The sequence below is a fragment of the Streptomyces sp. NPDC026062 genome (assembly GCF_055568375.1).
This window is the reverse complement of sequence record NZ_JBVHOQ010000012.1, coordinates 96,453-118,258: the sequence shown is the minus strand read 5'-3', so window position 1 is coordinate 118,258 and position 21,806 is coordinate 96,453. Positions and strand designations below refer to the sequence as shown.

The window sequence follows — 21,806 nt, the reverse complement described above, 5'->3', positions numbered from 1 at the left end:
TGAAGGAGCCCTTCACGATGGCGGAGGGTGTCGCTTCCCGGGTCGCGAAACGCGTGAGCCGGCCGATCTTGCCGTGGACCGGCAGACCAAGCGTCGGACGCAAGGCAGATGAAGACGGGGTCTCAGAGGCGCCCAGGTGGTGCGCAAGGCGCAGCCCCTCGAACCGGAAGGGCGACCTCGCGATCACACCCCCGCACAGCGGACCTCCTTCCGGTTCGGATCCCAGCAAAGCCTTGGGCGGGAGGGGTGTAGGGGTCCAGGGTGCTCATGGGCTCTCCTCCACTGGGCAGGCAGAGCTCCGGGCTCGCGCAGGATGGTGTCCGACCAGGCTTGGGACGGTGGAAACAATCCCGGCTGCGATGATCACTTTGAGCAGGGCGTCGATCTGATGCACAGTCAGGGTGCGGTCCTGGTCGCAGGCCCGGATGAGGCCCCGGTGAGGTCGTCTCCCCCGGTGCGGCGCTTGTGCTCGACGACGAGTTCGATCTTCTCGGCCAGGCGGCGGGCCCGCACTACCAGCGGTGAGGCAGAAGGCATCGGCCGCAGTGTGGTGGCCAGGTCCTCGGTCAGCTCGCCCAGGACGGGGGCAGGGATCCCGAGGATGCGAGCCACGACATCAGTGGGAACACGGCGGGCGAAGCCGGCGTGCAGGTCGAACCGGCGGCGCCGGGCCAGGTCACTCACGGTGCGTTCGGTGACCTCCCTGGCCACCGGCCTCATCCGCTGGACCGCGCGGGCGGCGAGGTAAGGGGTGAGTAGGCTCCGCAGATGGCGATGTTCCGCACCATCAGTATTGAAGGGCTGCCGGTCGCTGCGGGCGAAGAGGTCTTCCCGGCAGGGCCGTCCGCCGAAGCCCTGAGTGTCGTCGGACAGCCGGGTCGGGTCCTTGGCGAGGCGGGGATCGGCCAGGAGCTTCCGTGCCAGGCCATGCTCGCTGACGACCCAGACAGGCAGGCCGTCCGGTGCTACGCAGCGCCGCACCGGCTCATGCCCCAGGAGCTGGCGCCACCGCGACTGGATGTCTGGCCCGTAGCCGGGACTGCTGATTCTGAAACGGTCATGGCGTTGAGCTTTGTTGGTGCCGGTGGCGGCCCTGGAATGCGCCCCGGGCCGCCAGGGGGAAATCCCGGGTCAGAGCACCTGGTTGCAGTCAGCGTTCTTCGAGGCGAACGTCAGCAGCGGCGTGAGTGCGAGGGTGGGCAGGGTCACGAAACGGCCTTGCTGGAACGAGTTGAGGCGGTTGCTGATCTGCTTGGTGCAGGAGCACACCGTCCGGCGGTCCTGGGCGGTCGGAGCTGCTGCGTTGATCGCGCGGACCCCGTTCAGGCACTGAGCGGCCGGAGCGGAGGTCGATCCGTTGATGTAGGGGAGACAGGCGGCGATGTTGCTCGTGACCTGCCCGCAGGTGATCGCGGCGGAGGCGGGTGAGGCGGCGATCAGAACGGCTGCCAGGGGTGCGGCGGTCATGGCGAGCGCTGCGCGAAGGCGCATCTCGGGTCCTTCCGGTAGGCCGTCCCCGGCCTGGACACGGTCCGGCGTCCGACGGCCCGGATACATACCGCGGTCGCGGCGTCGGCCGGTCCGACTGCGGGTAATGTCGCCCGTTCGCCGCAAGCCGGTGAGTCGTCGGTGGGGAGCCGCCACTTCTGATCAGCCCGCTTTGAAAGGGAAACCGTGCAGGCGGCGCGCAGCGGAGGGGTGGGCGGCCGGGCGGGTCGGGCGCCATGACATGAGCCGGATCGCGGCGAGGTTGATCATCGCTTCGGAGCTCTCGGGCGGCCGTTCGTGGTCGCGCCGGTGCCCGCCCGCTGACGGGCGAGGACGGGCCGGGGGTTCGCGAGACACTGGAGCGGTTCGCCGAGAACACCGGGCGTGGGTGATGCACGCCCGCCGCCTGGTCCGGGCCGCGCGGACTCAGTTCCACGAAGACATCGGTCGGGATGCGCGCGGGGTGAGGGGCACCGTAGGCGGACTCAGCAGGGGACTTCCTTGGCCTGAAGGGGGATCTCCCGCCCGAGTGCATAGCACTTCACGACCGGATTCTCGAACGTCTCGTCGAGGAATTCGAACCAAAAGGACAGATGCCGCTGTTCGGCCTCGATGTGGATGTTCTTCGCGCCGGCCGGGATGGCCGTACGCACCCCTTCTTCCATAAGCCCGGATTCGTTGCTTTCCTCGGTGTGCCGCTCCCCGCCCTTGTCGTACGCGAGGCTGATGCGGGTGAGGGCGCCCGTCTCCGCCCATTCGTCTTCGGCGCGGATGAGGATCGAGCCGCCTTCAGCCGCGTGGGCGGGCAGGGCCGAGGCGAAGGTCGCGGCGGCAGTGAACAGTGCCGTGGCCAAGCTGCTTGCCGCGCGATACGAGAACGCCATGTGAATTCCTCCAGGATCAGGGAAAGCCGTTGAGACGAACACGGACAATGTGGGGTACGGAAGGAGCACCGGCCAATTCTCAAAGAGCGATCGGGTGACGGGCGTCGAGCATGGCTCGATCAGGTGGACCTCGAACAGCTCTGCCAGAGTGAGCACCAGGAACGCGCCGGGCCGCGGACCGCGATGTTCCCGCAGGGACCGCGCTCACGAAGCCGAGGCCCCTGCGTCCGCGCTGCTCGTCGTGGACCGCGTCACGCTGGAACCTCCATGGCATAGGCACGACCTGGCGGCCCGTTCCTTCTGGAGGTCCCTCTTTCGCCGGTGGCGCCACGGCGCTTGGCACACGGAGGCGCCATGAAGTCACGGAAGCGCGACCGGGTGAGGCTCGCAAAGTCATCGCTGCCCGTGGGGGTGGCGGGCGACGCCAGGGCTGGTGGATCGGCAGGATCTGACGCGGGTCGCGGGCGCGCATCGGCTGCCCGGTGTCCGCGAAAGCGGCGAGGACCTGCTGGTAGGCAGGATGGACCGGGGAGGACGAGACGGTCCGGCTCACCGACGGACGCGCGGGGGCAGGCGTCGGTGAGGGCAGCCTCGTCAAGGAGCTGTGCCCAGAGATGCTCTTGGAGCACGCGGCGGCGCTGCGTGGCCGGGCGGTGACACGGTCCGGGTCTTGATGGACGGCCAGGTGGGCGGCCTGACGGGCCGATCCGGCGCCGGGGTCGCCGACGCGGCGTCCGGCCAGGTCACCGAGGATTCCTGGTCCGGGGCCCCTGTGTGGATCCCAGGAGCGGCGGACGGTGTCAGGTAGAGCCCTGTCGTAGGTGGCGCGGGTGCCGCCGCAGTGGTGCCACGGGTCCGCAGGTCTCGCCTGGACCGTCTTGGCAGGGTACGGCCCCGGGTGGGGCGCCCTTCATTCCCAGCGTCGCATCTGGTTGTCATCGTCGAGTCGGTCAGATCCGATCGTGCGGCTACGGTGCACCGTCGTACTTCCGAGCATTGCGTGCCACATCAGGTCAGTCGCGCAGAAGCTCTCGATGACCCAGCACCATAGCCCTTCGATGAAGTCCTGCCGGTCCAGTTCCATCGCGGCTTCGACGCAGGCGCACCTGAGCCGGTCCTCGATCTCCTGGATCTCCTGGACGGACGCGGTCAGGCCGCTTTCCCGCTTCTCCAGAAGCCAGCAGTGTCCGTAGTAAATCAGTGTGCCGATGATCGGATTGCGTGCGATCGCGGCCCAGGTCCGGGCTGTCAGTTCGACCGTGGCGCCGTTCAAGGACCCTGGGATCAGCTCGTGGCGTACCGGCTTGCCTGTGTCTCCCTGGATGATGGCCTCATGCCAGGATGCGCTGCCCTCGCTGGGGCCGATCCCCTCGTCGTCGCTGATCAGCGCGCAGGCGATGACGCGGTGCCGGTCGTTGCACATCTGCCAGGCGAATGTTGTCGTCACATAGACGCCGCCGGCGGTGTCACTACGGAACTGCGCCATCCGATTCAGCACGGCGGCGATCTTGCGGTAGGCGGCGACGAGGTCCTCTCTCCCGGTCCGGCCGTCCGAGATAGTCAGGATGCTGTTCGCCAGGTCGCCGGATGTCAGGTCGTAGCCGAAGTCGACGACATCGTTGACGACTCTGGAGACGGCGCAGTTGACGAAGTCGTCTACGCATCCGGCGGCCAGCAGACCGACCTGCTGCACCGTGCTGTCGACCATCAGGTATGAGGTCCACAGACGCTTGTCCTCCCAGACAGCGCCGCCACGCCGCATGGTCACAGCGGCCCGGGCCTCCTGCTCCCGTCGCTGTTTGACCTGCAGCGCACCGTAGGTCAGGGAGCAGCCTGCCGCGTAGGCGCCGAGGTAGCTTTCCGGCGCCAAGGTCGCTTTGCGGAGGTAGGTTTCGACATGGTCGTAGAGGGAGCGGCAGGGCGAGCTGTCCGAGAAGAGGTTGTAGTCGCAGAAGAACATGAAGTCCATGAGCATCGTCGACCAGGCCAGCCCGGACCGGCCGTACATGCCGACTTCGAACATCAGCGCATACATGCCAAGGCTCTGTCGCTGGTATGCCCCCCGGAGCCCGTACTTGCGGCAGACCCGGATCCACTGCTCGGTTCCCGTGTCTGACCAGCCCGTGCCCTTGCGGAGGATTTCAGGGTCGTGTCGGCGAGACGGGAAGCGGAGATCGACGTCGACGAAGCGGACCTCCGCGGTGCCGGCAGTGTCGACCACGGGCCCGCCCCGGGCCCGTGCCCAGGGACCATTCACAGGCCGCGTCGTAGAGTGAACAGGTGGCCCAGGCACCCCAATTGGCCAGCAACGCGGCCAAGGTCCGGTAACCCGGCGGCTCGGTCCGCGATGCCGTCGCGGCGGTCGTCAGCCACAGCGAAGCGTCGCGGCGGTCGTCAGCCACAGCGAAGCGGCGCAGCGGTTCCCAGCGAAACGCGCCAGCATCGGGCTGACCCAGTCCTGTTGCTCCGCGGTGACAAGGTTCACCCCGCACGAGTCAGATGGCCGGACTTCAACACCCGCCAGTGCGGCGAAGCCTGGATCCAGCCGGACATACCACGGCGTGTTGTCACAGCCGCCCTGGCATCCTTCCAAGATGCCGTTATGGCGGATCCCAGCGGCGGACGGTACTGCGACCGTGTACTCGGGGCCGTGCGGCATCTGCAGCGCGGTGGCGTAGCAGTGCCGCCAGTAGTGTGCGTCGTCGGGGGGCAGATGGGCCGGCGCGCACGCCGGGTCCGCCGTCGGGGCAGTGCTGTGGACCGGCCACACCTGGCCGAGCAGTCCTTTGTTGGTGATGTTCGCATCATCGAGCCGGTACTCAGCCATCGGGGCGCCCGCTTCCCTTGCGGATGTGGTTCTTCGCCCGCCCCGTACCACGGGATCTGTTCGACGCTTCCCGCAGCGACGGGACCGAACCGGAGAGCGGATCGGCACAAGACGCACTCCAACATGCCCTCGCCGAAACGGCACTGCACACGTGCCGCACCAACCCACAGCGTACTCAGCGCGATTGTAGCAATTGCACACGAATCAGAGAAGACCCGCGGGGCCGACGCCAGGCCCAGTCCGCCGCCATGCACCACGGCACGGCCCATCACGGAGCGGGGGCGCCCTCAGCAGCGGACAGGAAGGAAGCGATGCCTGGCCGTGGACGCGTCGGGCCCGGTCGTCGAGGCCGTTGTCCTGTCTGCCTCCACGCACGACGACGCCGCCGGCATTGCGCAACCCTGCGGGCCACTCAGTCGCCCTGTCCGCAGGCGTGGCATCACCGAACACATCTGGTCCTGCGAAAAACACGAGGCCCGGGCCGGTCTTCTGGATCAGGCCCCGAGGCGCCGGCCCCCGTCGGACCGGCGCCCGACGTCTCAGAGCAGCTCTGCCAGCGGCTCCGCCGTCTCCCAGCGGCTGAGGTACTCCGTTGCCGCGTGCGGGTCGAAGTCGCGGTTGCTGACCCGCCGGGTGCGTTCGAGCACGGCGTCGTCCTCGGGGAAGAGCTTCCGCAGCTTCAGCGTGGCGACGATGAAGTCGTCGCGGTCGGCGACATTCACCCAGCGCTTGAGGTGGGCCGGCGAGCGCAGCGGCTGCGGGCGCAGCCGCCCGCGGATGATCGAGCGCAGCCCGAGCGGCGATCCGAAGGTGACGAGCAGCGGCAAGGGCTGCTTGAGCCGGTGCAGCGCCTCGTAGGCGACGACGGTGCCCAGCGAGTGGGCCAGGACCGCCTTGGTGTCGGGGGTCACTCGGGACAGCACGGCCTCGATCGCGCCTTCCCGGACCCACTCGTCGTCCAGGTAGGCGGCAACCTGGCCGAGGTGGAACGCACCGGTGCTGCTGAGCGCGGCGAATCCGGAGCGGGCGATGGGGCCGAGCCGTCCCATCATCGAAACGGCCATGCGCAGCGGCTCCAACGGCCCCTGCTCCGGGCCGACATCGACGGTCAGCTCCTCCAGGACCTCGGCGGCCTCGTCCCTGTCGTCGGGGTCGGAGGCGTGTCGGCGGATGTTGTCGATGACGTCCCAGGCGACCTCTCCGCCGGTGGCGGCGACCGGGGCGGGCAGCCGTACATCGGAGTCGCCGCGGGGCGCGTAGTCCTGGAACAGGTGGCGATAGTAGGCCATGTCGACCGTCACCACCTCGCCCTCGACGCGGTCAGCTGTCTCGGCGCGGCCGTTGTCCCGCAGCGTGCGCGCCAGGGTTCTCGTCCAGTCCTCCCGCAGCCGCTGCTCGGTCTCGCCTTCGGGTCCGATGCCGTGCACCATGACCAGCTCCGCCATGCCTCCCCCTGCCGCCCGTTTCGTCGACGTCCGCCACCCCAACGCGTGGGGCCCTGGTCATGGTTCCCCGTTCCCGGGCACGGCCATAATGCGCGCATGGCAGCTGAGCGCAGAACGCTGGTGATCGCCTCCCACTGGGACGTCCACGAGAAGAAGGAGGAGGATCGACTGGTCCTGCTGGAGTCGCACGCACGCGAGCTGACGGGGCTTCTGCTGGACCCGAGGCGTGGTTCGTACGCACCCGCGCACGGTGACGGGCTGCTGATGAACCCGCGAACGGTCTCCGAGGTGAGCGATGCCGTGGAGGAGGCGTTCCGGGCGGCACAGACGGCGCGCGCCTCCCTGCTGCTCGGGTTCCTCGGCCATGGGTTTCACCCCGACGGGGGCGATTTCCTCTTTCCCATCAGTTCCACACCGGCCACGCCCGGCCCCGAGACGGCATTCGACCTGCCCGGCGAGATCGGCCGGATGACCAAGCGGTACGGGGGCGTGCCGGACCTGACACTCGTGGTCGACGGGTGCTTCTCCGGTCACGCCCTCCTGGCCGCGGCCGAGGGCTGGCTCAGGTCGGCCATGCAGGCCGGCCGTACGGTCGAGGTGCTGACCTCCTCCAACGACCGGGTCTCCTACGACCTGCAGTTCTCGCGGATCCTCACCCGGCTCGTCCGACACGGAGACATCCGGCTCGACTCGTTCCTGGAGACGAAGGCGGTACGCCTGAGGATCCATACGCTGCTCCGGCGCCAGATTCCGCAGGCAATCTCGTACAACGGGGGCACAGGTTCGCGCAGGGCCCCGTCAGAGGCGTGGATCACCCGCAACGTGGCGCACGACCACAAACTGAGCGTGCTGGCCGGCTCTCCCGACCAACAGGTCCTGGTGCCTGCTTTGCGTCACTTCCAGGCACCCGCTGAACTGGCCCGGATCACCCGACTCATCCGCCTGAACCGGCTCGTGGCGTTGGTCGGCGCCATGGGGACGGGCAAGACGACGATCGCGACCGCGCTCGCCCGTCCCGAGCTGCTGCCCGAGGGCGAGGCGGACACCGCCGCGACAGTCTGCGCCGTCGTGCGGCTCAGCGACGCGGCTTGGGCCTCCGGGACGGCCGTCGAGCAGATGGGCCGTCAGCTCCGCAGGTACCTGCCGGGTTTCGACACCGCGCGTACGGCGTACCGAGCACGGGTTCCCGAGGCTCAGCGCACGCTGCTGCCGAGCCTGGTCGCGGAGTTGGCAGGCCCGCTCGGACTGATGGAGGCGCGCGAGGCGGTGCGCGTCGTCGTGGACGGTCTCGACCAGGTCAAGGACCCGACGAGCCGCTCCGCGCTGTTCAGGGAGCTCACGGCGCTGCGGGACGCAGCACCGGGGTGGTTCGGCGTGGTGGCCACCGTCCAGGAGTGGGTGGCGCTGCCGAAGGACTGGCATAAGCTGCCGGTCCCGGTGCCCGACGACCGGACCCTGCGCGCCTATCTTCGGACCCGGCGGGTACCGGACGACGCCCAGCGGGTGATCCTCGCCCGGCGGGACGGGAACTGGCAGCTCACGAACGTCCTGGCCGATTTCGGCCCGTCCGAGGCAGCCGAGGTCGGCGAGGGACTGGCGGACGCCTACGACAAGGCGCTGGTCCCGCTGCGGAACCAGGCCTCCTCGTACAGCGCCTCCGCCTGGCTCGACCCGGTCCTGCTCGTCGTCGCCGCATCCGGCCCCGGCATGACCCTGCCCCGGCCTCTGCTCGCCCGGGCGGCCGGGGAACTGGGCGGCCCGGCCGACGAGGAAACAGTCGGCCTGGTGCTGCGTCTCCTCGATGGCTTGCTGGTCCGTTCGCCCGACCTGTCGGGCACCGAACTGCTCGGCGTGTACCACCCGTCCCTCCTGGAGTACGTAGCGGTGGAGCAGGACCTGGTGAGGGGGCATCACGCGCTCTGCCACGCACTGGAGATCATGGCTCCCATGGAACAGCACACGCCCGACGACCCACTGCACCGCTACGCAGAACAGGCCGAGCCCGAGCACCTGTGGCAAGCGGCTCTCGCCACGCCCGACGAGAACGCCGCCGCGGCGCTGCACGAGCGGCTCCTGGCCGGCCTGGAGCTACGCGCCGCACCGGAGGCGACGGTGAACCGGGCCCGCTGGGCGAGCTGGGCCGAGCGCCTCGGGGAGCGCCTCGGCGCGGACGCGCCGGCGACCCTGCGCGCCCGGGCCCGCACGGCGTACTGGACGAGCAAGTCGGGGGCGTACGGGCGGGCCCGCGAGCTGTACCGGCAGCTGCTGCCGGACCAGCTGCGGGTGCTCGGGGCGGACGATCCCGAGCTGCTCGAGACCCGCTCCCGCATCGCGTACGCGACCGGTGAGACGGGTGACTTCGCCGAGGCCGTGGCCTTGCACCGGGAGGTACTCGCCGACCAGGAACGCCTCCTCGGCCCCGACGACCCGCGCACCCTGGACACCCGGCACCACATCGCGTACTGGACGGGTCGCGGCGGCGCCCGGGAGGAGGGGCTGCGGCTGCACGAGGAACTGCTGCCCGACCTGGAACGCGTACTGAGCCGGACGGACCCGGCCGTCCTTGAGGAGCGGCACTACATCGCGTACTGGCACGGCATTCTGGGCCGGCACGACCACGCCCTGGAACGGCACGCCGAACTCCTGCGGGACCGGATCGAGGTGTTCGGCCAGGAGCACGAGCAGGTGGTGTTCAGCCGGATGAACATCTGCAAGTTCCTGGGCGAGTCGGGACGCCTCCAAGAGGCGCTCGACGGCTATGGCGAGCTGCTGCCTCTCGTCACCCGGGTCCGCGGCGCGTACCACCCGAACACCTTCCTGGTCCGGCTGAACACCGCGCGGTTCACGTGGGAACTGGGCGACGCCGCGGGCGCTCTGCCACTGCACGAGGAGGTCCTCCGCGACCAGCGGGAGGTGCTCGGCGACACCCACCCGGCCGTCTTGATCACCCGCTACAACATCGCCATGCTGAAGGCCGAGCTCGGCGACCCGGTCACGGCGCTCGCCGAACTGGATGTCCTGCTGGAGCAGCGGCTGGCACGCTACGCCAACGCCGAGCACCCGGAGGTCATCACGACGAGGTTCGGCCGGGCCCGGACTCTGGCCCGGCTGGGGGAGATCGACTCGGCGGTGGCCCTGCTCCGCGAGGTCGTCACCGACCGTGCGCGGACCCTGGGCGAGGAACACCGGGACACGCGCAGGGCACGAGAAGAACTGGACGCGCTGCTGGGCGGCTGACGGGGCGGAACCGGACCGGGCTACCGATGTGCGCTCACAGTGGGCCATAGGAAGCCCTGGCCGCGGGCCGGGTGGAGGTGGCCCGGCTTCGGCGGGCGCTGACCGCGGTACCGCTGCCTCTCGGGCGACGGAACGCCGACTGTTGCCGGCCGCAGACATCACCTGCCGGCTGCGCCCCGTCGTATACACCTCACCGCAGCGGACGCGACGGGCGTCCCGAACTCGCAGGCTATTGACCTTGGATGGGCGATGTCGTCATGGCGGTTTGTGCAGGCCGGTGCCGGGTGCCGATGAGCGGTGCGGTTTGCGTGGAGCCGCCCTGCGCGGCGCACCGGACACGGGAGGCAAGCGCCACCGTCGGACATGCGGGGCCGTCGCTGGGCGGGCGGCCGGCCACAGCTCCCCGTCGTGGCCTTCTGTGACTTGGGACGGCTTCCCGGTGCCGGACGGGGGTGTGCCGGTCCCGATCCGGCCGGCCGACGGCATCCCAGTCGGTGCGGCCGGGATCCAGCCGGCGACACCCCATTCGGTGCGTCCGGAAGCCGCTCCTGCGGTGACGGCGGACGTCACCCCTACCCGAGGAAGGACAACCGCACCTGACGGTCCGCATTGTCGACGTTCGTGTCGACCAGGCACACCGACTGCCACGTCCCCAGCTCCAGTCGCCCCGCGATCACCGGCAGCGTCGCGTGCGGCGGGACGAAGGCCGGAAGTACGTGGTCGCGGCCATGGCCGGGACTGCCGTGGCGGTGCTGCCAGCGGTCGTCGGCGGGGAGCAGTGCGTGGAGGGCGGAGAGCAGGTCGTCGTCACTGCCCGCGCCGGTCTCCAGGACGGCGATACCCGCGGTCGCGTGCGGGACGAAGACGTTGAGGAGGCCGTCGCGACCCGCGGCCGTCCGGGCGAGGAACTGCTCGCAGTCGGATGTCAGGTCGGTGACGGTCTCCGTCGTACCCGTGGTGAGGTGCAGGACGGTGGTGGTGAAGGCGGAGGACATGGGTTCATTGTCCTGCCCGCCCGGCACGATCGCTCGTCCACGTCCCGGGAAACCGCTGAACCCGTGCCGCATCGATCGCTCCCTGCGCACAGGCCAGTTCGCGGCCGTTGCCGGAGGCCTGCTCCGGCCGGAGCATGGGGCCACGGCCGGTGGCGGAGCACCGGCGGCGCCCACCGCGGCCGCGGGGTTCGACTCGTCACGCAGGATGCACGGTAGGCGCTGCCGCCGGGCCGGCTGCGTGCTCGTGGACCGGTCCCTGGAAACGCGGGAAGATCCACGCCTCCCGCGCGGTTGGTAGAAACGTGAACAACATCGGGGTGCACCCAGTGGATGCCGTGGTGATCGGCGCCGGTCAGGCAGGACTGTCCGGCGCCTACCACCTGCGGCGCGGCGGCCTGGAACCGGACCGCGGCTTCGTGGTCCTCGACCATGCCCCACGCCCGGGTGGCGCCTGGCAGTTCCGCTGGCCCTCGTTGACGTACGGCAAGGTGCACGGCATGCACGCCCTGCCCGGCATGGAGCTGACGGGCGCCGACGACAGCCGGCCCTCCTCCCAGGTGATCGGGGAGTACTTCGACACGTACGAGCGCACCTTCGGCCTGCGGGTGCACCGGCCCGTCGAGGTGAGCGCGGTGCGTGAGGGTGAGGGCGGGCGGCTGCTCGTCGAGACGTCCGAGGGTACGTACGCGGCACGTGCCCTGATCAATGCCACGGGGACCTGGGACCGGCCGTTCTGGCCGCGCTACCCGGGCCAGGAGAGCTTCCTCGGGCGCCAGCTGCACACTGCGGACTACCCGGGGCCGGCCGAGTTCGCCGGGCAGCGGGTGGTCGTCGTGGGCGGCGGGGCCTCCGGGACCCAGCATCTGATGGAGATCGCCGAGGTGGCGGCGGACACCTACTGGGTGACGCGCCGGCCACCGGTGTTCCGGGAGGGTCCGTTCGGTGCGGACGAGGGCCGGGCGGCCGTGGCCATAGTGGAGGAGCGGGTGCGGCTCGGACTGCCGCCCCAGAGCGTCGTGAGCGTGACCGGGCTGCCCATGACCGATGCCGTCCGGCGGGCCCGTGAGTCGGGGGTGCTCGACCGGCTGCCCATGTTCGACCGGATCACACCGACCGGCGTGGCCTGGGACGACGGCCGGGCCGTCGAGGCCGACGTCATCCTCTGGGCGACGGGCTTCCGGGCCGCTGTCGACCACCTCGCCCCGCTGAAACTTCGTGAGCCCGGCGGTGGGATCCGGGTCGAGGGGACGCAGGCCGTGCGCGACGAGCGCGTCCATCTCGTCGGATACGGTCCGTCCGCCAGTACCATCGGCGCCAACCGGGCCGGGCGTGCCGCCGCGCGCGCGATCGGCCGGCTTCTGGAGCGGTCCGGGCCTACGGCGGCGGCGGTGTCCGTGTCCGTGTGAGTGCTCCGGCGTACTGCTCAGCCGGCGTACTGCTCAGCCGGTGTCCTTGCTGCGGCGGTTGCGGTTGAACTCGGCCACGTTGCGCTGCTGTTCCGCGTACTCGTCGGTGAAACGGGTGTCGCCGGGCGCGACCGTGACGAAGTACAGCCAGCGGCCGGGGGTGGGGTCGATCGCGGCCAGCATCGCCTGCTCTCCGGGGTTGCCGATGGGGGTGGGCGGGAGGCCCTTGCGTTCATAGGTGTTGTACGGGCTGTCGATCTTCGTGTCGCCCGTGGTGGTGTCCAGAGTGCTCCGGTTCATGGCGTAGTTGAGTGTGGAGTCCATCTGGAGCGGCATACCGCGGTCGAGCCGGTTGTGGACGACCCGGGCCACCTTGCCCATGTCCGACGGGGTGTCCGCCTCTGCCTGCACGATGGCGGCGATGATCACCGTCTGGTACACGGTGACGTCGTTTCGCCGGGCTCCGGCCGTGATGTGGTCCGCGCCGAAGCGGCTCAGTGCGGTGTCGGCCATGTAGCGCAGCAGACTCTTCGGGGTGGTACGGGAGGTGATCGGATACGTCGCCGGGAAGAGGTAGCCCTCGGGGTTGCCCATCGCCTCGGCGGGAAGCGGCAGGTCCGCCGTGGCGACGGCCTTCTCCGTGGTACCGGCGGGTTCGGCCAGGGCCTTGTCGACGGCCGCGTACACCTGTGAGGCCCGCCAGCCCTCCGGGATCACCAGCGTGCGGGGCTGCTCGTTCTTCGACTCCCTCGTCAGAAGCGGTACGAGCACGGCGGCGGCCACCGCCAGGACGAGGACAGTGCCGATGATCAGGGCCAGACGGCCTCGGCGGGCCGGGCGGATCCTGCGGCCGGGAGGTACACCCGGGGACTCGTTCACCATGCGGGCACGCTATCCCGCGCGGATCGTGCCGTCGGTCCCCCGCCCGTTGCGGCTGTGCGGCCGGGTTGGCTGTCACGAGCGGCGCGGCGCCCTCGGCTGTTCGACCCGGCGCGGCGGAGGCGCGGTTCCTGGACATCCTGTGGCCCCGTGGCCTCGCGGCCCCCGCGATCCCTCGGTTCAGTCAGGCGGTGACGCGGCCTCACGCAGCCGGTCCAGAAGAGTGTCCAGGGACGACAGTGCCTGTTCGTCGAAACCGGCGAATACCTCCCGCAGATTGCCCGCGTGGACGGCCGCCGCCCGGTTCAGTACGTCGCGGCCCTCCGTGGTGATGACCGCGTGGGTCACCCGCCGGTCAGCGGGGGACGGGTGGCGCTCGACATAGCCGGCCGCGCGTATTCGGTCGATGAGCCGGGTGATGCCGCCGCTCGTGAGCGCGATGTCCGCGGCCAGCGCGCCCATGGAAAGCCGACCCCCCTCCGAGCGGGCAAGGCGTACAAGGACCTCGAACCACACGTGCGGCAGCCCGGTCTCCGCCTGCAGGGCCCCACCCAGCCGGCGTTCCAGCTTGCTGGACGCCTCCAGGAGGCGACCGAACGTGGTGATCAGCGGGTCGTCGATCGAAGAGGAGGACATGGCCTCATCCTACGACTGAAAGTCTGACTGGTCAGATAATTTTGTTACGGTTGGAATATCTGACACGTCAACTATCGAGGTGGAAGTCATGCGCATCGCGATCATCGGAGCCGGGAACGTCGGCTCCGCCCTGAGCTCGGCCGCCGTCCGGGCGGGGCACACCGTCTCGATCAGCGCGACCAGCCCCGGCAAGGCGTCGAAGGTCGCGGCCGCAACCGGCGCGGACGCCGCACAGGACAACGCCGCCGCCGTCGCCGACGCAGAACTCGTGGTGTTCGCCGTACCGGGAAACGCCGTGGTCGGCGTCGCCCGTGAGCTGGCTCCCGCGCTCGTCGGCAAAGTCGTCGTCGACGCCAGCAACCCGCTGAACGACACCTACACCGACCTCGACATCGAAGAGACCGCCGCAGCGCAGAGCCTGCAGCGCGCCCTCCCCGGCGTTCCGGTGGTCAAAGCCTTCAACACGGTCTTCGCCGGCCGCCTCGGATCCCCCGCCGAAGGGGATGTGCGCCTCGCCGGTTTCTACGCCGGTGACGACGCCGAAGCCAAGAAGGCCGTCGCCGCACTGCTGTCCTCGTTGGGATTCCACCCGGTTGACGCGGGCGGGTTGCGGATGGCCCGCGCCCTGGAAGAGATGGCCTTCCTCAACATCTCGCTCAACGCAGGCAACGGCTGGGCCTGGCAGACCGGCTGGGCGCTGCTCGGCCCGACCTCCTGAACGAACCGTGCGCCGCCCGGCCCCACCCAACGAAAGAAGCGGAAGATGAACAGCACCACCTCGATACCCGGCCCCCTTCCCACTGCAGGAGGTCCCACCGCAGGAGGCGACGCATGACCGCGTTCGACGCCCCGGTGGCCGTGACCCGGGGCCGGACCGACAGCCCTCTGGTCGTGCTGCTGCACGGCCGTGGTTCGCACGAGGGCGACATCATCACCCTGGCGGACGCACTGCCGGACTCACTCTCGTACGTGGCCCTGCGAGCCCCGATCGCCGAGAACGGCGGCTACGCCTGGTTCGCCAACCGCGGTATCGGGCGCCCGGTACCGGAGTCGCTGCGCGCCACCATGGACTGGTTCCGGAAGTGGCTCGGCGAAGTCGCCCCGTCCGGACGCCCGGTGATCCTGGTCGGATTCAGCGGAGGCGCCGCATTCGCCGGCGGCCTTCTGCTGGACGACCCCGCCAGGTACACCGGTGCGGCCATCCTCTACGGCACACTGCCGTTCGAGGCGGGAGTGCCGACCGACGCCGAACAACTGGCCGGGGTACCGGTCTTCGTCGCGCAGGGCGAACACGACCGCGTCATCCCCCGCGAACTCCTCGACCGCACCTGGGACTACCTGACCACCCGGTCCGAAGCATCGGCCACAGCGCGGCGCGACCCGGTCGGCCACAGCATCGCCCCCGACGCGCTGACCGCCCTCGCGACCTGGCTCGATGAGCAGGGTGCCCAACCGGCCGATCACGGCACCACGCCCACCGGCTCCTGACAACGGCAGAGTGTACGGAGTGGGCACTCTCGCCATCCACCGTCGGCGACGCTCAGCACACCTGCGACAACCCGCAACACACGGCACACGATGCGAACAAACGAACAAGGGATCGGGTGTTCGCTTGAACGCGTGATCGTATCGGTATTCGTTGCTCAACTGCCGGACCGCGGTTGATGATTACGGGGCGCAAGCAACGGGCTGCAGACCGCGACTGCGCTGTCCCAGAGATTCACCATGCACAAGGAGAACCACCCGATGAACCTGATCACCAACCTGCTGGCCGGCGTCGTCCACTTCGTGGGTTGGCTCATCTGACCCCTGCTCCACTCGGCGCCGTCGCTCCCCGTCCCACGGGAGCGGCGGCGCCGTCGCATGCGGCCGTGTGCTGTCAGCGGCCGGCCGCCGGGCCCGCGAAGGGCGGCAGGGCCGCGAATTCAGGGGCCACCGAAACGGCCTGGGCCAGGATGTCGAGCGCACCACGGACGCGGGTCAGCGGGTGGTCGGGGAAATCGGCATCCCATCGCGCATGGTCGGCGGCGTGGAACGGAAGGCCGCCCTGGACGTCCGGGGCGTAGGGGTGCGGCCGGAAGTAGTCCTGCGGTCCGACCTTGGCGAGGACGACGGCTTCACGCATCCCGGTCATGCCCTGCTCCCTCGCCTGGATCTTCACCACGGTGCTGCATCCGGCGCGCGGCACCGTGAAGCTTCCGATGAACGCCTGGCCGCTCGGCCGGTCCGGCAGCGGCAGTTTGAGTATCTGACGCAGGGCCGGCAACTCCCCCATCCGCTTCACGGACGCTTCGATGAGTCCGCCGCCCGCCCGCGCGGTGTGGTGGGTGAGCGCGTTACGCAGGGCCGGGCCGTCGTCGAGTGCGGCCGGCAGGTCCGGCGGAAGGGCGAAGAAGTGCAGCGACAGCACATCGTCGTGTTCGTTCGCCCAGGTGTCGTCGGCGACGGGCCGGTATCCGGGGAGTTCGACCCCGAGGAGAGCTCTCATGGCCGGGGATCATGCCGTACCGCCGCCCGGCCCGGCGCCCCGGGGCATCCGCTGCGCGCGACCGGGGCCGGTCAGCCCGCCACGGGAGCGAGCCGGGTGTCGTCCCTGCGCACCAGGGCCGCGTACCGCCCGTCCTGCCGGAGCAGTTCCTCATGGCTGCCGCGCTCCACGGTTCGGCCACCGTCGAGGACGACGATCTGGTCGGCATCACGCACGGTGGAGAGCCGGTGGGCGATGGTGATCGTGGTCCGCCCGGCCGAGAGTGCGTCGATCGCCTCCTGTACGGCGAACTCCGTACGGGTGTCGAGGGCACTCGTCGCCTCGTCGAGGATCAGCACCGGCGGGTCGCGCAGGATCGTACGGGCAATGGCCAGGCGCTGCTTCTCGCCTCCGGAGAAGCGGTAGCCGCGTTCGCCGACGAGCGTGTCGTATCCATCGGGCAGCGAGGCGATGTGATCGTGGATCTGCGCGGCGCGGGCCGCCGCCTCGATCTCCTCGTCGGTCGCCTCCGGCTTGGCAAAGCGAAGATTCTCGGCGACCGAGGCGTGGAAGAGATACGTCTCCTGGGAGACCACGCCGACCGCCCTGGCAAGCGTGTCGAAGTCCAGCTCCCGCACGTCGACCCCGTCGAGTGTGACGCGGCCGCCGGTGACGTCGTAGAGCCTCGGCACCAGATAGCTGAGGGTGGACTTGCCGGAACCGGTGGGACCGACGACCGCCAGGCCGGCACCTGCGGGCACCGTCACATCGATGGCGCTGAGGGTCGGGCCGCTCTTCTCGTCGTAGCTGAAGTCGACGTTCTCGAAGCGGACCTCGCCCCGGATCTTCTCCAGCCGCACCGGCTTGTCCGGCTCGGTGATGTCCACCGTGAGATCGAGGTATTCGAAGATGCGCTGGAAGAGTGCGAGGGACGTCTGCATCTGCACCCCGGTGGAGAGCAGGCTCACGGCAGGCCTGAACAGGCCCTGCTGGAGCGAGACGAAAGCGACGAGCGTGCCGATCGAGACGTCCGGACCACCGGACTGAAGAGCGATGCCCGCGGCCCAGTAGATGACCGCCGGCATGGCGGCCATCACGATGCCGATCGTCGACATCCGCCAGCGTCCGGCCATGCTGGACCGCACTTCGAGGTCGACAAGCCGCTCGGATTCCTCGGCGAAGCCCTTGGTGAGCGAGTCGGAGCGGCCCATGGTGCGGCCGAGCAGAATTCCGCTGACGGAGAGCGATTCGGTGACCGTGGCCGCCATGGCGGCCATCTGCTTCTGACGCTGGGTGGTGATCTTCTTCCGCTCGCGGCCGACCCGGCGGCTGATCCAGACGAAGACCGGCAGCAGGAGCAGCGAGACGACGGTGAGCCGCCAGTCGAGCGCCAGCATGGCGACGACCGTGGCGATGACCGCGGTGAGGTTGGAGACCAGCGAGGTGGCCGTCGAGGTGACGGTGGCCTGCATGCCACCGATGTCGTTGGCGATCCGGGACTGGACCTCACCCGTGCGGGTCCTGGTGAAGAAGGCGAGCGGCATCCGCTGGAGCTGCGTATAGACGGCGGTGCGCAGGTCATGCATGACCCGCTGGCCGACGGTGGTGGAGATGAGGGTCTGCAGTACGCCGAAGACACTGTTCATCACCGCGGTGAGGATCATGCCGAGGGCGAGCAGCGAGAGCAGTCCGGTCCGCCCCTGGGGAATGGCGGTGTCCAGGATCTCGCGCAGCAGGAACGGGGAGGCCACCGACACCAGCGACGAGGCGCCGACGAGCAGTCCGACCACAGCGAGGCGGCCGCGATAGGGCTGGAAGAGACGGAGGATGCGGCGCAGCTCGGCAGGCGGCCGGGCCGCCTCCCCGGGCGGGGGTGTCCACGTGGGTTCGTCGGGTTTCATGGGCTCCTTCGTGGGGCGTGCGACAACGGGAGGGCCGGGCGCGCGTGCCCGCGGAAGCGAACGCGTGCGCCGCGGGGGCAGGGCGACGGGGAGCCGCACTGTCTGGCCGGGGCCCATGTCCGGGCCCCTGACAGTCGAACAGATGAGAGCATAGCTCATTGTTACCTATACTCACAATGAACAAGGTCCTGATATTGTTCCCGGTATGGATTCCCCCGACCCCGACGGAGTGCTCGCCGAACAGCTGCTGCGGCTGACGCGCAGACTCCAGCGCATCCAGAGCCGCCAGCTGGAGCCGATCGGCATCACTCCCGCACAGTTCCGGCTGCTGCGCACCGTGGCGCACTGTGACGGTCCCCCCCGGATGGCGGATCTCGCGAAGCGCCTCGATGTCGTCCCCCGCGCCGTGACCACGCTGGTCGACGGACTGGAGGCAGGCGGCCGGGTGCGCCGGATCCCCGATCCGGACAGCCGCCGGGTGGTCCGGATCGAGATCACGGAGGAGGGCGTCGCCACGCTCCGGTCGCTGCGCGACGCGCGCCGGGCGGCCGCAGAGGAGATCCTGGCTCCATTGACCGCCGATCAGCGCGAGGTGCTCGGCGGTCTGCTGACCGCTCTGGTCAACGGAATGCCGGAGCGCCGCTGCTGACCGGGTGCGAAGTGCCGCACCGAGCCACCGAGGGGATCTGGACATGCCGCTGCTGGAGCCGAACCCGCAAACCCTGCGCCCCGGCGCGGTGCGGTCCCCTTCCCACGACCGGGTGCCCGACGGGCAGGCGCCGGGCACACCCGAACCGCTCCGGGGCGAGCTGACCGCGCTCCTCGGCCGGCGGAAGGTGCTCTGGAAGATCTCCGACCTGGTGCGGTACGCCTCCGACGCCAGTCCGTACCGGTTCGTTCCTCAGGTCGTCCTGGTGCCGGAGGACATCGACGACATCTCCGCGATCCTGTCGTACGCGCACGGCAAGGGGCGCAACGTCGTCTTCCGGGCGGCGGGCACCAGTCTGAACGGCCAGGCGCAGGGCGAGGACATCCTCGTCGACGTTCGACACCACTGGGCGGGCATCGAAGTCCTGGACGGCGGCGCGCGGGCCCGGATCCGGCCCGGGACGACGGTCATGCGGGCGAACGCCTCCCTCGCCCGGCACGGACGGCTGCTGGGGCCCGATCCGGCGAGCGCGATCGCCTGCACGATCGGCGGGGTCGTCGCCAACAACGCCTCAGGGATGACCGCCGGCACCACCCGTAATTCGTACCGCACCGTGGCCTCCCTCACCTTCGTGCTGCCGAGCGGCACGGTGGTGGACACGGGCGATCCGGCGGCGGACGAGGACCTGGCGCACGCGGAGCCGCAGCTCTGCGAGGGGCTGCTCGCCCTGAAGGCCGAGATCGAGGCCGATACCGCGCTCACCGCCCGGATCCGGGCGAAGTACGAGATCAAGAACACCAACGGCTACCGGCTCGACGCCTTCCTGGACGGTTCGACGCCGGTGGAGATCCTGCGCGGCCTCATGGTCGGCTCGGAGGGGACCTTCGGCTTCATCTCCGAGGTCGTTTTCGACACGCTGCCACTGGACCGCCGTATCTCCACCGCCCTGCTCTTCTTCCCCTCGCTGACATCGGCCGCGGCCGCCGTCCCGCTGTTCAACGAAGCGGGCGCCATCGCTGTGGAGCTGATGGACGGCAACACCCTGCGCGCCTCGGTCAGCGTCAAGGGGGTGCCCGCCGACTGGGCCGGACTGCCGAAGGAGACCGCGGCCCTGCTGGTGGAGTTCCGCGCTCCGGACGAACCGGGCCAGGAGGCGTACGAGGAGGCGGCGGCGGGGGTCGTACGGCAGCTGGAGCTGGTCCGGCCCGTCACCTCGGTGACCAACGAGTTCACCCGCGACGCCCGGACCATCTCCGGGTACTGGAAGGCGCGCAAGGCCTTCGTCACCGCGGTCGGCGGCTCCCGGCCGTCCGGTACGACGCTGATCACGGAGGACTTCGCGGTCCCGCCCTCCCGGCTGGCCGACGCCTGCGAGGCGCTGCTCGCGCTCCAGGCCGAGCACGGTTTCGATGCCGCCGTCGCGGGCCACGCGGCCCATGGCAATCTGCACTTCCTGCTGGCGTTCGACGCGGGGCAGCAGTCCGACGTCGACCGGTACGCCGCGTTCATGGCGGATTTCTGCCGGCTCACCGTGGAGCGGTTCGACGGATCGCTCAAGGCGGAACACGCCACCGGCCGCAACATCGCCCCCTTCCTGGAGCTGGAGTGGGGCCCACGGGCGACCGAGCTGATGTGGCGTACGAAGCAGGTCATCGACCCCGACGGGGTGCTGGCCCCCCGGATCGTGCTGGACCGGGACCCGATGGCCCATCTGCGCGGGCTGAAGACCATTCCCCGGGTCGAGGCGGTGGCCGACCCCTGCATCGAGTGCGGTTTCTGTGAACCGACCTGCCCCAGCCACGACCTGACCACCTCACCGCGCCAACGCATCGTGCTGCGCCGTGAAATGATGCGGCAGCCGGACGGATCACCGGTGGAGGCCGGGCTGCTCGACGCCTACGGCTACGACGCCGTCGACACCTGCGCGGGCGACTCCACCTGCAAACTCGCCTGCCCCGTCGGCATCGACACGGGCGCCATGATGAAGGACTTCCGTCATCTTCGGCACTCCCCGCGCGAGGAACGGATCGCCGCGCTCACCGCGAGGAACTTCCGCGCGGTCGAGGCGGTGGCCCGGCTGGCGGTCGCCGCGGCCGACCGGATCGACGACCGGCTGCTCGAAGGTGTCACCGGTCTCGCCCGCAAGGCCGTCCGCCCCGATCTCGTGCCCGAATGGCTGCCGGAGATCCCCGGAGCGGCCTCCCGGAAGCTGCCCCGCACGTCCAGGACGGGGGCGAGCGCGGTCTACTATCCGGCCTGCGTCAACCGCATCTTCGGCGGTCCCGAGGGACACCGCGGCCGGTCGCTGCCCCAGGCCGTGGTCCTCGTCTCGGCGCGTGCGGGGAAGCCCGTCTGGATCCCGGATGATGTCGCGGGCACCTGCTGCGCGACGATCTGGCACTCCAAGGGGTACGCCGCCGGCAACGCCGTGATGGCCAACCGGATCGTCGAGGCCGCCTGGGGCTGGACCGCCGGCGGAAAGCTGCCTCTGGTCGTCGACGCCTCCTCGTGCACGCTGGGCATCGCCCACGAGGTGGTGCCGTATCTGACCGAGGACAACCGGGAGTTGCACCGTGAGCTGACCGTGGTCGACTCGCTGGTCTGGGCGGCCGACGAGCTTCTGCCGGAGCTGACGGTGCTGAGGAAGGCCGGATCTGCAGTCCTGCACCCGACGTGTTCGATGGAACATCTCGACGATGTCGGCCAGTTGCGCACGGTCGCGGAGGCCTGCGCGGACGAGGTCGTGATCCCGGACGACGCCGCGTGCTGCGGTTTCGCGGGCGACCGGGGCATGCTCCACAAGGAGCTGACCGCCTCGGCCACGGCGAAGGAGGCCGCCGAGGTGAACACCCGGGAGTACGACACGTATCTGTGCGCCAACCGCATGTGCGAGATCGGCATGGACCGGGCGACGGGGCGTTCGTACCACTCGGCGCTCATGGAGCTGGAGCGGGCGACCAGACCCGGACCCGCGTAGCTTCGCGCGGGTCGC

The 21,806-nt window shown here is 70.0% G+C and carries 17 protein-coding genes; 6 read left to right on the top strand and 11 right to left on the bottom strand.

Going from position 1 to position 21,806, the window contains the following annotated elements:
- Positions 1–396: 396 nt before the first annotated feature.
- The 6 genes from ACZ4LX_RS13825 to ACZ4LX_RS13800 form a co-directional block, all read right to left on the bottom strand.
- Positions 397–981 carry a cytochrome P450 family protein gene (locus tag ACZ4LX_RS13825; RefSeq protein WP_467638087.1) on the bottom strand — a complete coding sequence of 195 codons (585 nt, stop codon included), beginning with the start codon at positions 979–981 and terminating at the stop codon, positions 397–399.
- A gap of 150 nt (positions 982–1,131) precedes the next feature.
- Positions 1,132–1,491 carry an alpha-amylase inhibitor/seed storage/lipid transfer family protein gene (locus ACZ4LX_RS13820; RefSeq protein ID WP_467638090.1) on the bottom strand — a complete coding sequence of 120 codons (360 nt, stop codon included), beginning with the start codon at positions 1,489–1,491 and terminating at the stop codon, positions 1,132–1,134.
- Positions 1,492–1,973: 482 nt separating this feature from the next.
- Positions 1,974–2,372, bottom strand: coding sequence for a hypothetical protein (locus ACZ4LX_RS13815; protein ID WP_467638093.1), 399 nt, complete (start codon positions 2,370–2,372; stop codon positions 1,974–1,976).
- A 910-nt stretch (positions 2,373–3,282) separates the two neighbouring features.
- Positions 3,283–4,593 (bottom strand): hypothetical protein, encoded by a 1,311-nt coding sequence (locus ACZ4LX_RS13810; RefSeq protein WP_467638096.1) that lies wholly within the window; start codon positions 4,591–4,593, stop codon positions 3,283–3,285.
- 144 nt (positions 4,594–4,737) lie between these two features.
- Positions 4,738–5,199: a hypothetical protein gene (locus ACZ4LX_RS13805; RefSeq protein ID WP_467638098.1), complete on the bottom strand. Its 462-nt coding sequence runs from the start codon at positions 5,197–5,199 to the stop codon at positions 4,738–4,740.
- A 539-nt stretch (positions 5,200–5,738) separates the two neighbouring features.
- Positions 5,739–6,644 carry a hypothetical protein gene (locus ACZ4LX_RS13800; RefSeq protein WP_467638101.1) on the bottom strand — a complete coding sequence of 302 codons (906 nt, stop codon included), beginning with the start codon at positions 6,642–6,644 and terminating at the stop codon, positions 5,739–5,741.
- A 96-nt stretch (positions 6,645–6,740) separates the two neighbouring features.
- Here ACZ4LX_RS13800 and ACZ4LX_RS13795 point away from each other — a divergent pair, with 96 nt between their 5' ends.
- On the top strand, positions 6,741–9,881 hold the full coding sequence (locus ACZ4LX_RS13795) for a tetratricopeptide repeat protein (protein WP_467638103.1): 3,141 nt from the start codon (positions 6,741–6,743) through the stop codon (positions 9,879–9,881).
- 572 nt (positions 9,882–10,453) lie between these two features.
- Here ACZ4LX_RS13795 and ACZ4LX_RS13790 read toward each other — a convergent pair.
- Entirely contained in the window at positions 10,454–10,876 is a 423-nt protein-coding gene (locus tag ACZ4LX_RS13790) for a YjbQ family protein (RefSeq protein ID WP_467638106.1), read from the bottom strand.
- 317 nt (positions 10,877–11,193) lie between these two features.
- Here ACZ4LX_RS13790 and ACZ4LX_RS13785 point away from each other — a divergent pair, with 317 nt between their 5' ends.
- Positions 11,194–12,282 (top strand): NAD(P)-binding domain-containing protein, encoded by a 1,089-nt coding sequence (locus ACZ4LX_RS13785; RefSeq protein ID WP_467638109.1) that lies wholly within the window; start codon positions 11,194–11,196, stop codon positions 12,280–12,282.
- A 33-nt stretch (positions 12,283–12,315) separates the two neighbouring features.
- Here the strand turns inward: ACZ4LX_RS13785 and mltG are convergent, their stop codons facing one another.
- Together mltG and ACZ4LX_RS13775 are read right to left on the bottom strand one after the other, a co-directional pair.
- Positions 12,316–13,164 carry an endolytic transglycosylase MltG gene (mltG, locus tag ACZ4LX_RS13780; protein WP_467638112.1) on the bottom strand — a complete coding sequence of 283 codons (849 nt, stop codon included), beginning with the start codon at positions 13,162–13,164 and terminating at the stop codon, positions 12,316–12,318.
- A 177-nt stretch (positions 13,165–13,341) separates the two neighbouring features.
- Entirely contained in the window at positions 13,342–13,797 is a 456-nt protein-coding gene (locus tag ACZ4LX_RS13775; protein ID WP_467638115.1) for a MarR family winged helix-turn-helix transcriptional regulator, read from the bottom strand.
- Between the two features lie 55 nt (positions 13,798–13,852).
- Between ACZ4LX_RS13775 and ACZ4LX_RS13770 the strand changes: the two genes are divergently transcribed.
- Positions 13,853–14,515: an NADPH-dependent F420 reductase gene (locus tag ACZ4LX_RS13770; protein ID WP_467721182.1), complete on the top strand. Its 663-nt coding sequence runs from the start codon at positions 13,853–13,855 to the stop codon at positions 14,513–14,515.
- Between the two features lie 113 nt (positions 14,516–14,628).
- Entirely contained in the window at positions 14,629–15,285 is a 657-nt protein-coding gene (locus ACZ4LX_RS13765; protein ID WP_467638118.1) for an alpha/beta hydrolase, read from the top strand.
- Positions 15,286–15,676: 391 nt separating this feature from the next.
- Here the strand turns inward: ACZ4LX_RS13765 and ACZ4LX_RS13760 are convergent, their stop codons facing one another.
- The gene (locus ACZ4LX_RS13760) at positions 15,677–16,285 is read right to left on the bottom strand and encodes a hypothetical protein (RefSeq protein WP_467638120.1); all 609 of its coding nucleotides are present in this window, start codon (positions 16,283–16,285) and stop codon (positions 15,677–15,679) included.
- Between the two features lie 71 nt (positions 16,286–16,356).
- Positions 16,357–18,165, bottom strand: a complete 1,809-nt coding sequence (locus tag ACZ4LX_RS13755) for an ABC transporter ATP-binding protein (protein WP_467638123.1) — start codon at positions 18,163–18,165, stop codon at positions 16,357–16,359.
- A 205-nt stretch (positions 18,166–18,370) separates the two neighbouring features.
- Between ACZ4LX_RS13755 and ACZ4LX_RS13750 the strand changes: the two genes are divergently transcribed.
- The gene (locus tag ACZ4LX_RS13750) at positions 18,371–18,814 is read left to right on the top strand and encodes a MarR family winged helix-turn-helix transcriptional regulator (protein ID WP_467638126.1); all 444 of its coding nucleotides are present in this window, start codon (positions 18,371–18,373) and stop codon (positions 18,812–18,814) included.
- A gap of 43 nt (positions 18,815–18,857) precedes the next feature.
- Entirely contained in the window at positions 18,858–21,791 is a 2,934-nt protein-coding gene (locus tag ACZ4LX_RS13745) for an FAD-binding and (Fe-S)-binding domain-containing protein (RefSeq protein WP_467638129.1), read from the top strand.
- The last annotated feature ends 15 nt before the right edge of the window (positions 21,792–21,806 follow it).